General features: G+C 73.2%; 14 protein-coding genes. 9 read left to right on the plus strand and 5 right to left on the minus strand.

The genetic code is table 11. The annotated features are described in order from the left end of the window. Nucleotides 1-12: 12 nt before the first annotated feature. The 5 genes from ACH4LD_RS20700 (at nucleotide 13) to ACH4LD_RS20720 (ending at nucleotide 3,905) form a co-directional block, all read left to right on the plus strand. On the plus strand, nucleotides 13-393 hold the full coding sequence (locus tag ACH4LD_RS20700; RefSeq protein ID WP_132784739.1) for a nuclear transport factor 2 family protein: 381 nt from the start codon (nucleotides 13-15) through the stop codon (nucleotides 391-393). A gap of 209 nt (nucleotides 394-602) precedes the next feature. Continuing rightward, a complete protein-coding gene (gene ctaD / locus ACH4LD_RS20705; RefSeq protein WP_398054769.1) occupies nucleotides 603-2,327 on the plus strand; it encodes a cytochrome c oxidase subunit I in 1,725 nt (574 codons plus the stop codon). A gap of 26 nt (nucleotides 2,328-2,353) precedes the next feature. Then, nucleotides 2,354-2,674: a cytochrome C oxidase subunit I gene (locus tag ACH4LD_RS20710; protein WP_132784741.1), complete on the plus strand. Its 321-nt coding sequence runs from the start codon at nucleotides 2,354-2,356 to the stop codon at nucleotides 2,672-2,674. A gap of 95 nt (nucleotides 2,675-2,769) precedes the next feature. Further along, entirely contained in the window at nucleotides 2,770-3,180 is a 411-nt protein-coding gene (locus ACH4LD_RS20715) for a hypothetical protein (RefSeq protein ID WP_398054770.1), read from the plus strand. After that, nucleotides 3,177-3,905, plus strand: a complete 729-nt coding sequence (locus tag ACH4LD_RS20720; RefSeq protein WP_398054771.1) for a hypothetical protein — start codon at nucleotides 3,177-3,179, stop codon at nucleotides 3,903-3,905. Before ACH4LD_RS20715 ends, ACH4LD_RS20720 begins: the two co-directional genes overlap by 4 nt. Here the strand turns inward: ACH4LD_RS20720 and ACH4LD_RS20725 are convergent. After that, nucleotides 3,787-4,818 carry a L,D-transpeptidase gene (locus ACH4LD_RS20725; protein WP_398054772.1) on the minus strand — a complete coding sequence of 344 codons (1,032 nt, stop codon included), beginning with the start codon at nucleotides 4,816-4,818 and terminating at the stop codon, nucleotides 3,787-3,789. The genes ACH4LD_RS20720 and ACH4LD_RS20725 overlap by 119 nt on opposite strands. A 189-nt stretch (nucleotides 4,819-5,007) precedes the next feature. Here ACH4LD_RS20725 and ACH4LD_RS20730 point away from each other — a divergent pair, with 189 nt between their 5' ends. Further along, nucleotides 5,008-5,526 carry a SigE family RNA polymerase sigma factor gene (locus ACH4LD_RS20730; protein ID WP_398054773.1) on the plus strand — a complete coding sequence of 173 codons (519 nt, stop codon included), beginning with the start codon at nucleotides 5,008-5,010 and terminating at the stop codon, nucleotides 5,524-5,526. Next, a complete protein-coding gene (locus ACH4LD_RS20735; RefSeq protein ID WP_398054774.1) occupies nucleotides 5,516-6,193 on the plus strand; it encodes a L,D-transpeptidase in 678 nt (225 codons plus the stop codon). The genes ACH4LD_RS20730 and ACH4LD_RS20735 overlap by 11 nt, the downstream gene beginning before the upstream one ends. A gap of 142 nt (nucleotides 6,194-6,335) precedes the next feature. Here ACH4LD_RS20735 and ACH4LD_RS20740 read toward each other — a convergent pair whose 3' ends face one another. Beyond that, nucleotides 6,336-7,355: an Lrp/AsnC family transcriptional regulator gene (locus ACH4LD_RS20740; RefSeq protein WP_398054775.1), complete on the minus strand. Its 1,020-nt coding sequence runs from the start codon at nucleotides 7,353-7,355 to the stop codon at nucleotides 6,336-6,338. A 276-nt stretch (nucleotides 7,356-7,631) separates the two neighbouring features. Here ACH4LD_RS20740 and ACH4LD_RS20745 point away from each other — a divergent pair, with 276 nt between their 5' ends. Beyond that, nucleotides 7,632-9,113: an MFS transporter gene (locus ACH4LD_RS20745; protein ID WP_398054776.1), complete on the plus strand. Its 1,482-nt coding sequence runs from the start codon at nucleotides 7,632-7,634 to the stop codon at nucleotides 9,111-9,113. 99 nt (nucleotides 9,114-9,212) lie between these two features. On the opposite strand, the gene ACH4LD_RS20750 is transcribed toward ACH4LD_RS20745, so the two are convergent. From ACH4LD_RS20750 to ACH4LD_RS20760, 3 genes are all read right to left on the minus strand, one after another. Further along, on the minus strand, nucleotides 9,213-10,160 hold the full coding sequence (locus ACH4LD_RS20750) for an MIP/aquaporin family protein (RefSeq protein WP_398054777.1): 948 nt from the start codon (nucleotides 10,158-10,160) through the stop codon (nucleotides 9,213-9,215). 99 nt (nucleotides 10,161-10,259) lie between these two features. After that, on the minus strand, nucleotides 10,260-10,925 hold the full coding sequence (locus ACH4LD_RS20755; protein WP_181140806.1) for an SDR family NAD(P)-dependent oxidoreductase: 666 nt from the start codon (nucleotides 10,923-10,925) through the stop codon (nucleotides 10,260-10,262). 81 nt (nucleotides 10,926-11,006) lie between these two features. Then, nucleotides 11,007-11,693, minus strand: a complete 687-nt coding sequence (locus ACH4LD_RS20760; RefSeq protein WP_398054778.1) for a DUF6445 family protein — start codon at nucleotides 11,691-11,693, stop codon at nucleotides 11,007-11,009. 225 nt (nucleotides 11,694-11,918) lie between these two features. Between ACH4LD_RS20760 and ACH4LD_RS20765 the strand changes: the two genes are divergently transcribed. After that, nucleotides 11,919-12,692, plus strand: a complete 774-nt coding sequence (locus ACH4LD_RS20765; RefSeq protein WP_398054977.1) for a DUF4142 domain-containing protein — start codon at nucleotides 11,919-11,921, stop codon at nucleotides 12,690-12,692. The last annotated feature ends 24 nt before the right edge of the window (nucleotides 12,693-12,716 follow it).

The raw sequence follows: 12,716 nt of genomic DNA on the forward strand, positions 1-12,716 counted from the left end.
TATGACTGCTGCATGCTGGAAGAAGCCGCGCAGTCAGCGATCGACATGTTCCTCTCGGCGTTCAACACCCGGGACGACGGCCAGGTGATCTCCCTGCTGTCCCAGGCCCTCACCTCCGACGTGGTGTTCTGGGGTCCGCTGGGCCGCAGCGAGGGAGTGGAGGCGGTCGAACGGTTCGTGCTGGACATCCGCCGCCACCCCGCCGGGGCCGGCACGATGGTCCGCTGTTCGGCGGTGGACATGCCGGGCGAGTGGGCCCGCTACCAGTGGGTCTTCACCACACCGGACGGCGGACCGCGGCTGGCCGGGACGGACGTGGTGCACCTGCGGCCCCGTACGAACCTCATCGACCAGGTGATCGTCTTCGCGGGGGACATCGAGCCCGCCCCCTGACGAGCCCCCGCTGACAGGTCGCCCTCGGAGCTCCCGGCGGGGCCGGGGCCCGTTGAGCCGGGTCCCGTTGGGCCGGTCGGGTGTATCCGTCATCCGAACGGCCGTACCTCGCACGCCCAGAGGCCCGGGGGCGGTCTCGCGTGGTGAGGATGGCGGGTGACCGACGTCCTGTCGTGGGCGGACGGCGAGCATCGGGAGACGGACGACCTGTGAGCATCCTCAACGAACCCCAGGGCGGTGGCGCCCCAGCCGAGGACTCGTACGAGAACGAGCTGCCGGTCCGGCGCAAGCAGCCCGGCAATGTCGTGGTGAAGTGGCTGACGACCACCGACCACAAGACGATCGGCACGCTGTATCTGACGACGTCGTTCGGGTTCTTCCTGGTCGGCGGGCTGATGGCGCTGATCATCCGGGCCGAACTGGCCCGTCCCGGGCTCCAGGTGATCTCGAACGAGCAGTACAACCAGCTGTTCACGATGCACGGCACCGTGATGCTGCTGATGTTCGCCACCCCGCTGTTCGCCGGCTTCACCAACTGGATCATGCCGCTCCAGATCGGCGCGCCCGACGTGGCGTTCCCCCGGCTGAACATGTTCGCCTACTGGCTGTACCTGTTCGGCTCGCTCATCGCGGTCGGTGGCTTCCTCACCCCGAACGGCGCGGCGGACTTCGGCTGGTTCGCCTACACCCCGCTGTCCGACGCGATCCGCACCCCCGGGATCGGCGGCAACGTGTGGATCATGGGCCTGGCGTTCTCCGGCTTCGGCACCATCCTCGGCGCGGTCAACTTCATCACCACGATCATCTGCATGCGCGCCCCGGGGATGACGATGTTCCGCATGCCGATCTTCACCTGGAACGTGCTGCTGACCGGCGTCCTGGTCCTGCTGGCCTTCCCGGTGCTGGCCGCCGCGCTGTTCGCGCTGGCCGCGGACCGCATCTTCGGCGCCCACGTGTACGACGCGGCCAACGGCGGCCCCCTGTTGTGGCAGCACCTCTTCTGGTTCTTCGGCCATCCCGAGGTGTACATCATCGCGCTGCCGTTCTTCGGGATCGTCACGGAGGTCATCCCGGTCTTCGCCCGCAAGCCGATCTTCGGCTACATGGGTCTCGTCGCCGCGACCATCGCCATCGCCGGTCTGTCGGTGACCGTGTGGGCCCACCACATGTACGTCACCGGCGGTGTGCTGCTGCCGTTCTTCTCCTTCATGACCTTCCTGATCGCCGTACCGACCGGTGTGAAGTTCTTCAACTGGATCGGCACGATGTGGAAGGGGAGTCTGTCCTTCGAGACACCGATGCTCTGGGCGGCCGGCTTCCTCGTGACCTTCCTCTTCGGTGGGCTGACGGGTGTCATCCTCGCGTCGCCGCCCATGGACTTCCACGTCTCGGACTCGTACTTCGTGGTGGCCCACTTCCACTACGTCGTCTTCGGCACGGTCGTCTTCGCGATGTTCGCCGGGTTCCACTTCTGGTGGCCGAAGTGGACCGGCAAGATGCTCGACGAGCGTCTCGGCAAGATCACCTTCTGGACGCTGTTCGTCGGCTTCCACGGCACCTTCCTGGTCCAGCACTGGCTGGGCGCCGAGGGCATGCCGCGCCGGTACGCCGACTACCTGGCCGCCGACGGCTTCACCGCGCTGAACACGGTGTCGACCATCAGCTCCTTCCTGCTCGGCCTGTCGATGCTGCCGTTCCTCTACAACGTCTGGAAGACGGCCAAGTTCGGCAAGCCGGTCGGCGTGGACGACCCGTGGGGCTACGGCCGCTCGCTGGAGTGGGCCACCACCTGCCCGCCGCCGCGGCACAACTTCCTCACCCTGCCGCGGATCCGCAGCGAATCCCCGGCGTTCGACCTGCACCACCCGGACATCGCGATGCGGGAGCAGGAGGGCCACACCGTCGCGATCCCGAGCGACCGGGGCCAGGGGTGAGCGGTCCGCCCCAGCAGGGGGCCGGGGTGAGCGGCGACCTCGGCAACGAGGTCGAGGGCTACCTGCTGTGGCAGGCCAGGGTCGCGGAGGCGGAGCAGCGCGCCCGGGAGTTCACCGGCTCCCTGGACTGGCTGACGACGGCGCAGCGTGAGGAGGTCGAGCGCCGGTACGTGGCCGACAGTCTGCTGCGGGCCCGGGGCGACCTCGAACGCGTCGCGGCCCGGTGCGTGTCGCTGCGGGCCGAGTACGAGCAGCGGTACGCCGAGCTGCGGCGGCGCTGCGTGGGCGTGGCGCTCGCGGTGTGCGCCGGTCTCACCGCCCTGTCCGCCCTGCTCCTCGCCCTCTGACCCGCGCCTGCCGGTTTGCCGGGGCACACGCGGGTCACCCGGGACCCGTGGTGTCCAGGGGGGCAGGGGGGACATGAGGTGACCGGAGGAAGCCGATGAGCGCGGTGACCGTCGCCCGGGCCCAGGGCCTGTTCCATCTCGTCGGCGGTGGGTGGCCCCTGCTGCACCTGCGCAGCTTCGAGTGGGTCTTCGGGCCGAAGACCGACGTCTGGCTCCAGCGGACGACGGCGGGGCTGCTCGCCACGACCGGCTGGAGCCTGCTGCGCACCGGTCCGGCCCCTGAGTCCCTCGGCCAGGCGCGCCGGGCGGGCATCGGGTCCGCCGTGACCCTGCTGGCCGTGGACCTCGTCTACGTACCTCTCGGCCGGATCCGCCCCACGTACCTGCTCGACGCGGCGATGCAGGCCGGCTGGCTGGCGGCCTGGTGGCGGTACGGGAGGCCGTGGTGCGGGCAGTCCGGCGGGAAGCCACGGGGCGGCGCCCGGTCCGCGTCCCGTCCGCGGTGACGGGTGACGCGGTGCCCGGCCGGCGGACGCGGACGCGGACGCGTTTCGAGGGATGGATCGTCGGGACCGGCACGACGTCCGGCACCCGTGTGGTGCTGGGCCACTGGACCCGGTCGCCGTTCGGACGGTTCAGCGACGTCATGGTCGAGCGGGCGGACGGGCGCCGGCTGCTGCTGGCGCCCTCCCGGCGGACCGCCGACTTCATCGCCGCGACCTACGCCTTCGACGACGTGGAGGTCACGCCCGTCGACGTACGGGTGGCGGGCCCGCACTGGCAGATCACGGCCGGCCCGCTGGACCTGCGCCTCACCACCGGCCGGCGCGGCCTCATGGGCCGGCTCCTGCGCGCCGTGCCCGCGCCGCTCGCCGCCCGGCCGGCCTGGACGGTGCTGACGTACCCGCCCGCGAGGCTGCTGCTCGGCGTGCGCACCCGGGGAAGCGCGGGCGGCGGACGGCGCGAGTGGTACGGCGCCCTCGACCTGCTCCCGGTCGTGTCGGCCACCACGGTGTACGACGGCCGGGACCAGGGCCCGCTGGCGCCGGTCGCGCCGCCCGTGCGGTTCGGGTTCGGTTCGACGCCCCGCGCGCCCAGCGCCGTACGGGTGGTCACGACCGTGGCGATCCCCCGGTCCTCCGGGCCCCGCCGTGGGCCAGCCACTCGGACCAGCCGAGGTTCCAGTCGCCGTAGCCGTTGCCGGCCTCGACGGTGTCCTTCGAGCCCGTGACACGGATGACGTCGCCGGGGATGACCCGCTGGTAGAAGTCTTCGGCGGTGCCGTCGGTGGCGAGGCCGACGCAGCCGTGGGTGACGTTGGACCGGCCGGCGTAGGTGTCGGCGTTCGGGTTCTGGTGGACGTAGGTGCCGGACGCGGTGACGTGCACGGCCCAGGCGTAGTAGCCGTGGTAGGCGTCGCCGAGGCCGACGGTCCGGGAGTCCATGTAGACCCGGGGCTGCTTGTCCATCACGACCATGGTCCCGTTCCAGGTGTCCAGGCCGGGCCGGCCGGCGGTGACAGGGATGCGCGTGGTGGGCCTGCCGTCCTCGGTGACGGTCATCGTGTGGCGGCGCACGTCGACGGTCGCGGTCAGGGAGCGGCCGACGCGGAAGTGCCGTACGGCGTGGGTGCCGACGCGCAGGGTGACGCGGGTGCCGGGCCTCCAGTAGGCGGGCGGGCGGTAGTCGACGCGCTGTCCGTCGAGCAGGTTGCGGTCCTTGACCCAGCTCCAGGCGCCGGTGACGGCGGGCTCGGTGCCGACGGTGAGCCAGTGCTCGACGGCCGCCCGCCGGGACCGCGGGACCGGCTCCGGGAAGGTCACGGATATCGGCATGCCGACGCCGACGGTGGCGCCCTCGCCGACGTTGACCCGGGCCCGGGCGAGCGCGGCCGGCTCGGGCACGGCGGGCGCGGTCCGGCTGGGCGCGGCCGTGGGCCGGTGCGCGTCCCGGGTGGCCGGACCGGTGGTGGCGGAGGTGGCGGCCGAGGAGGTGGTGGCCGCGCAGCCGGTGGCGGAGAGGACGAGCGCGCAGACGGCGGCGAGTGCGCCGAGGGCGGCACGCGGGCGGCCAAGCGAGCGGAGAGCGGCAGAGCGGCCGACCGGGTGGCCGTGCGCGCGGCCGGTCGCGTCGTGTGTGGACACGGAAGTTCCCCCTGGGATGTGTGCTGACACGGCCTCTACGCACCGCGAGGGGGGCCTGGTTGCACCCGGCTCCCGGAATTTCTGCGGCTCCGGAGCGCGGGGGCGGACGGCCCGCGCCGCGCCGTAGGATCGGCCTCCCCACGACGGGGACACGGGGACGACGGGGACTGACGGGGACACGGGGGGCCGATGACGGAGGAGGAGTTCGACGCGTTCTACGCGGCCGCCTTCCCTCGCCTGGTGGGGCAGTTGTACGCCTTCACCGGCGACCACGCGGAGGCCCAGGACGTGGTGCAGGAGGCCTTCGTCCGGGCCTGGGACCGGCGGACGTCCTTCGACGCGGCCGAGGCGCCGGAGGCGTGGATCCGCACGGTCGCCACCCGGCTGGCGGTCAGCCGCTTCCGGCGGGCCCGGCGCTGGCTGGAGCTCGTCCGCGAGGACGCGCCGCCGTCGCAGACCCCGGGCCCCGGTCCGGAACACGTCGCCCTGGTCGCCGCCCTGCGCCGACTGCCCCCGGCCCAGCGGCTGGCCGTGGTCCTGTTCCACGTGTGCGACCTGAGCGTGGACCAGATCGCCGCGGAGACCGGCTCGCCCGCCGGGACGGTCAAGGCCCGGCTGGCACGTGGCCGCGCCGCACTCGCCCGCCATCTGTCGCCCGAGGAGGCTGAGACCATGACCGGGACGAAGGAGGCCACGCATGCCTCATGACCCGTCGGGCCCGGCCGCGCCCGAGGAAGTCGCCGACCGGCTCACGCGGACGCTCGGCGAGGTGGCCGCCCGGGGCAGGCGCTCCGCCCCCGTCCCGGGAGCGGTCGTGCGCGGCCGGGCCGTGCGGCGCCGCCGTACCCGCCGGGCCGGGCTGGCGGCGGCGGGGCTCGTCGTCGCGGGCACGGCCGTCCTCGCCGGTACGACGCTGCTGGACGGCGCCGACCGGTCCGCGCCGCCGCCTGCCGCGACCGCGTCCACCCACGCTCCGGCACCGCCGCCGACCCCCGACGACGGCACCGTCCACGAGATCAGGATCGACCTGACCGCCCTTGAACTGCGCGCGGGCGGACGGACGTTCCCCCTCTCCGCGCCCGGCATGAACCAGCCGTTCCGCGACGACGCCGTCGGCCGGGTCACCGAACGCCTCCGGCACGCGCGGTTCAGCGCGTCACCGACGGGCGAGGTGGAACAGCACGACTGGGTGCTGGCCTTCCTCGGCCCCCGGCAGCAGCAGCACTACCTCTACGGCACCGACGGCACGGCCGACGTCCCCGGCCGCCGCCCCTCCACCCTGGGCCTGATCGCCCTGCGCTCCGCCGACGCCCGCTGGCTGTACGAGCACACGACCGTCGGCACCAAGGTCACGATCACGGGCAGCGGGACGTGAACGCACCGGCACCGGCACGACGATCGCCGCCTGATAGCCGGCGGCTGTCCGGCGACAGTTCTCCCGGCCCGTGCGCGGACAACACGGCGGAGGTGCGCGCCAGGCCCCGCGACACCGGGGTGATCCGAACGACAGGGCCTGACTAACCCGGTGCGGAGTGGATCAGGCGGCCGTGGGCGATGAGGGACGCGGCCTGTTTGAGGCGGCGGACGCGGATGCTCACCTCGTAGGCGTCGATGCCGGGCAGGGGCGCGAGGCGGGTGGTGAGGTAGCGGTACAAGTCCTCGGGGTCGCGGCTGATGACGGAGAGCATGAGGTTGTGCCGGCCGCTGATCGCGCCGGCGAAGGCGATCTCGGGGTGCCCGGCGAGTTCCCGGCCCACCGCGCGCAGCCGGGCCGGGGCGACCCGGAGCCAGAGCGTGGCGTTCAGGTGGTGGCCGAGCCGCTCCGGCAGCAGGTCGACGTCGTACATCAGCGTGCCCGAGGACTCCAGGGCGGCCAGCCGGCGAGCGACGCGGGCGACGCTCCACCCGGTGCGTTCGGCGAGCCGGGTGTGGGTGGTGCGGCCGTCCTCGGCGAGCGCCGCCAGCAGCGGGGCGTCCGCGTCGGTGGGCGTGAGGAGGGGCCCGGCCGGGGGTGGCGGGCGGTCGCCGGTGAGGCGCCGCCGCTCCTCGGGGGTCAGTCCGGGGCCGTAGCCGGTCCAGTCGGCGGTCCCGGCGGGGTCCGCGGGTTCCAGGAACGGGTGGATCAGCAGGTCGACGGTGATGTCCAGGACGGCGGCGGACCGGGGCAGCCGGCGCAGCAGGGCGTCGCCGCCGTGTCCGTCGGGGCCGGTGCCGAAGGGCGCGCGGATCGTGCAGATGATCTCCGAGCCGCCGGAGGCGAGGTTGGCGTAGGCGATGTCGGGGCGGCGGGCGAGGGACTCGGCGAGCGGCTCGACGCGGTCCGGGTGGCACCGGATACGGGCCACCCACTGCGCCCTGCCGTGCACGGCGGGGTCGACCAGGCCGACCACCCGCAGCACGCCGTCGCGGCGCAGGGCCTGGTAACGGCGGGCCACGCTCTGCTCGGAGACGCCCACCACCTCGCCGATCCGCCGGAACGGCGCCCGGGGCGCGCATTGCAGGGCGTGGAGGATCTTCGCGTCCACGGGAGCCAGCACGGGTGAATTCTCGCAGATGCGCCCGGTGTGCTGGAGGTTTCTGCGCGCCCGCCGGTACGGAGGCGGGGATTCGCGCCGCTCCTGCGGATCCTTTCAGCGGCCCCCGCGAAGGCCCCCGTCCGCATCCGACCACCCTCCGGAGACCCAGTGACCGCCCGCAACCCGGCACCCCCCGCATCCCCCGCGCCCCCGGCATCCCCAGAGCCCTCGGCGCCCCCGGAGCTCACGGAGATCCCGGCGCCTCCTGCGGCGGACCGGCGCACGGCCACGCTCGTCATGGCCTGCCTCGGCGTGTTCGTCGCCTACCTGCCCGTCACCACGGTCGCCGTCAGCCTGCCCGCGATCCAGCGGGCGCTGCACGCGAGCACCGCCCAGCTCTCCTGGGTGCAGGACGCGTTCGTGCTGCCGATGGCCGCGTTCATCCTCACCGCCGGCGTCTTCGGTGACGTCCACGGCCGCAAACGGGTCTTCCAGGCGGGCCTGGTCTGCTGTGCGGCGGGCGCGGCGGTCGCGCTGTGCGCGCGGGACATCCACACCCTGTGGACGGGCCAGGCGCTGGCCGGACTCGGCTCGGCGGCCCTGCTGCCCACCACCCTCGCCCTGATCAGCCACGCCGTGCCCGACCCGCGCGAGCGCGGCCGGTTCATCGGGCTGTGGGCGACGGCCCTGCTCGCCGCGCTGGCCACCGGCCCGCTGGTGGCGGGTCTGATCCTGGACCACGCCTCCTGGCGCTGGATCTACCTCACCCCGCTCCCCCTCGCCGTCCTGGCGTTCGCGACGGCCGCCCGGCTGCTGCCCGACTCCCGGGCCCCGCACGGCCGCAGACTGGACTGGCCCGGCCAGATCACCGCTGCGGTGGCGGTGACCGCGCTGGTCTACGGCGTGATCGAGGGCGGCGCGGGCTCCTTCGGCGAGGCGCGGGTGCTCGGCGCGCTGGCGGTGGGCGTCGCCGGTGTCGTCGCGTTCGTGTCCGCCGAGCGCCGCGGCGCGAGCCCCATGCTGGACCTGACGCTGTTCCGCAGCGCGGGTTTCACCGCGACCGCGCTGGTGGCCGCGATCACCTTCCTCGGCCTGATCGGCTTCTTCTTCGTCCTCAGCCTCTACTTCGGCCTGGTCCAGCAGCTAGGCACGCTGGCGGCGGCCGGCCGGATCGTTCTCGTCCCGCTGGCCGCCATCGTCGCGGGCGTCCAGGCGGGCCGGCTGCTGCACCGGATCTCCCCGCGCGTGATGATCACCACCGGTCTGCTGCTGACCGCCGCGGCCCTGCTGTCCCTGACCACGCTCGGCACCGGCACCTCCTACGCCTCCATCGCCTGGCGCCTGACGCTGCTGGGCCTGGGCATGGGCGCGGTCACCACGCCGATGACGGCGACCGCGGTGGCCTCGGTGCCGCACCGCCTGGCCGGCATGGCCTCGGCCGGCAACAACGCCTTCCGGCAACTGGGCGGCGCCCTCGGCCCGGCCGTCCTGGGCGCCCTGCTCACCTCCCGGGCGGTGCACGCGCTGCCCGGTCACCTGGCGGACGCGGGCGTCACCGGGGACACCCGCCGGACGGTCGTCGCCACCGTCGACGCGGGTGGCCCGGGCGCGGTGTCCGGGCTGCCGCTGGGCGCGGAGGCGGGGCGGGTGTACGACGCCCTCGCCGCGTCCCTGCTGGACGGCCTGCGCCTGTGCCTGCTGGTGTCCGCCGGCCTGGTCCTGCTGGCGGCCCTCTGCGCGGTGACGCTGCTGCGGGGACCGGAACGGTCCCGCGGATGACCTGACCGGCGTCGTCGACCAGGAGAACGACCCCGCCGGCGACGGACCGGGTGCGGCGCGGGGAGCCCGTGCCCGGATCCGGGCCGGCGCGCCTGGCGACTACTCCTCGTCGGTGGTCCGCACCGGGGTCGACCTGCCCGGCTCCGGCAGCTGGGCCAGCTCGGACCGCAGGAGCAGCACGTCGCCGATGAACAGGTCGTAGACCACGATCCCGATCACGGCGCCGACCAGCGGACCGACGATCGGGATCCACCAGTAGGCGCTGAACGAGCCGGACACGCTCCCCGGGAACGCGAGGCTGCCCCAGCCCGCCGCGTAGGTGAGCAGGCGCGGCCCGAAGTCACGGGCCGGGTTGATGGCGTAACCGGCGTTGGCGCCGTAGGACATGCCGATCGCGGCGACGACGAAGCCCACGACCAGCGGGGCGAGGTTGGCCTTCACGGCCTGGTTGCGCAGGTCGAGCACGGCCGCGATCAGCATGAGCAGGAAGGCCGTGCCGACGATCTGGTCGATCAGCGGCCCCCAGATGCCGCCGTGGAAGTACGGGGCCGGGAACGTCGCGAAGATCGAGAACGTGGCATTGGTGTGCCCGTTCACCTTCGGTCCCGTCACGGCGCTGTCGTAGGCGTCGATCGCGTTGTGGTAGACGAGGTAGACCAGCGCGGCGCCGGTGAGGGCGCCGACGACCTGCGCGAACCAGTACGGCAGCACCTTGACCCAGGGGAAGCCGCGGCGCACGGCCATGGCCAGGGTCACGGCCGGGTTGATGTGGGCGCCGCTGACGCCTCCGGCCACGTAGACGCCGAAGACGACGGCCAGCGCCCAGCCCCAGGTGATCAGGAGCCAGTCACCGGCCGCGAGGAAGATGGTGGTGGGGGTGGCCGCACGGCCCGAACCGGGCAGTGCCGCGACCGCCATCGCGACCACACCGCAGCCGAAGGCGATGAGGACGAACGTTCCGAGGAACTCCGCCAGGCACTCGCCGAGCAGCCCGCCCCGGCTTCTGAGCCGGGAGGGTTTGACGAGCGGAGGGATGTCGACAGCCATGGAGGCCCCCTTTGAAGAGAGCAAAGCGGCCAATAGCCCCATATTGGCTCACAACGTCACTCCCCGCAGGGTGACCGCTTCCGGCCGGTCAGCGGCCGGTCAGCCGCCGAGGTCGTCGGCGTAGTGCCGGAACCCGTGCCGCTCCCGGTGCAGGGTCCACAGCCTCTCCGCGAGCACATCCGGGTCCTTGCGCGCGTGACCCGCCGTGATGGCCCCGGGAATGATCAGCTGGGCCACATGGATGCCCTCGCCCGCCAGCCGGTCGTGCAGCAGGTGCCCGTACGCGCTCTCCGCCGCGAAGGCGATCGAGGTGCCGGCCCGCTCGGGATGCGGTACGGCGGCGCTCCCGCCGTTGACCAACAGGATCGTCCCGCGCCCGAGCCGTCGCATGCCCGGCAGCACCTGCTGCACGGCGGCCACCGGCCCGTACACGGAGAACTCGATCGGCCCGACCAGGTCCCGGTGCCGGGTCTCCAGCACGGGCCGCATGAAGTCGCGGTGCGGAACCGGGCTGTACTGGAGCACCTCGACGGTCCCGAGGGCGTCGGCCAGCTCGCCCAGCGCCGCGGCCAGCCGCTCGGGCCGGCGCACATCGGCGGCGAACCCGCGGGCGGTGACGCCCTCGGCCGCGAGCGCGTCGACGATCGCGTCCAGCCGCCCCCGGTCCCGGGCGACGAGCCCGACGGCGAACCCCTCCCGCCCGAACCGGCGCGCGACGGCGGTCCCGAGCCCCGGCCCGGCTCCCACGATGGCGACACTGCTCATACCGGTCATCCGTACCGCGGACGCGGCCTCCTCACACCGCCCGCGGCCGCACGCCGGGGCGGGCGGTGCCGGCCTCACCGGTCAGGCCATCCAGAAGAACACCGCCGTCATCCGCTTCTCCTCCAGCGTCCGGCCGGAGTAACCGGTCGCGCTGTGCACCAGGTTGGCGTGGTAGAGCAGCAGGCGGTTGTACCGGTGCGGGACGCGGACGTCCTCCTCGAAGTGGTCCGCCGGGACGTACCGCGTCCCCAGCGCCTCGACCAGGTTGGTGTGCGGGGCCTGGACGATGTTGCCGCCGAGCCGGCCGCCCGGCAGCGACTGGCGGTAGAAGGCGGTCCCGCAGTCCTTGGACACCCCGGGGTTGAGGTAGAGCACGGCCGCGTACCGGCACAGCGCGCGGGAGTCGGTGTGCGGGCGGGGCTCGCTCTCGCCCTCGCCGACCACCTGGACGCAGTTGTGGTTGAGGGTGCCGCCGCCCGGCGCCCGCTGCACCCACAGCTCCTCCGCCCCGGTCGCCTTCTTCACCAGCCGCTCGATCCGGGCGAGTTCACCCGGTTCCAGGCCGGGCATGGCGCGCAGGCCGGGCCAGGTCTCGGAGGTGTACGGATATCCCTCGACCCAGTCGTCCTTGGCCAGGCACCGCTGCCGTACGGCGTCGACGTCCGGCAGGACGTCGTCCAGCACCCAGTAGTCGCGGCCCTTGGTGGGCTTGCGGTAGGGCAGGACGGGCAGTGCGGCGGGGGGCCGGGGCGGTGACGGTGGGGGCATGCGGCGAATCTAGGGGCGGCCCCGGTCTGCCTTCTCCCGAGGAGTGGTCAACCTTGGGCCGGGGAGCGGTCAACCTTCCGCCATCCGCACCCGGAAGATTCTTTACTCGCGAGGGCTGAGACGAACCGCCCCCGTGTCCGTACTGCTGTGCGTCCGAACCATGGGCGGGACCCACAGGCAGGAGGAACGGTGCGCTTTTCGCGGAACGCGACGGGAACTCTCTTCGTGGGCGGTGCGATGGCCCTGACCCTCGCGGCCCTCGCCTACCCGGGCATGCTCGGGCTGAGCACCGTCTCCAGCTCACAGTCGCGGATCATCGCGCAGACACAGTGGGGGCCGCTGACCGAGGCCGACCGGGACTTCGTGGTCAAGGTGCGGGCGGCCGGCCTGTGGGAGTACCCGCTCGGGCAGATCGGGCTCCAGAAGGGCTCCAGCAAGGGGGTCAAGACGGCCAGCGAGCACCTGATCGACGGGCACGCCGCGCTGGACGCCTCCTGCCGCAAGATCGGCCCGATGCTGAACATCACGCTGCCCAACGTGGCGAGTCCGCAACAGGTCGGCTTCGTCAACCAGTTGAAGGGCGAGAGCGGCAAGCAGTTCGACACCGACTTCGCCAACATCCTGCGGATGACGCACGGCTCCATCTTCAACACGATCGCGAAGATCCGCTCCACCACCAAGAACTCGCTGGTGCGGGCCCTCGCCGACCAGGCCAACGACACCGTTCTGGACCACATCACGGTGATGGAGAAGACCGGTCTGGTCGACTTCGACCAGACCATCTTCAACCAGACCACCCCGCCGAAGCTGCCCTCCTCCGACCTGACGCCCCCGGCCCCGCCGGCGGGCCAGCCGGAGGTGGTGCTCACCCCGCCGCCGACCGCCACGTCCACCCCGCTGGACCTCGGCGGCCTCGGCGGCGGCGCGGGCGGCGGCGGCGCGGGCGGTCCCGGCACGGGCGGCGGCCTCACCCCCAGCCCCGCTCCGTCGGCCGGCTAGGTCCTGTCGTCAAACTCCCGTCGT

It is taken from the genome of Streptomyces sp. NPDC017676, from assembly GCF_044329325.1.
In the GTDB taxonomy this organism is placed as follows: Bacteria; Actinomycetota; Actinomycetes; order Streptomycetales; family Streptomycetaceae; genus Streptomyces.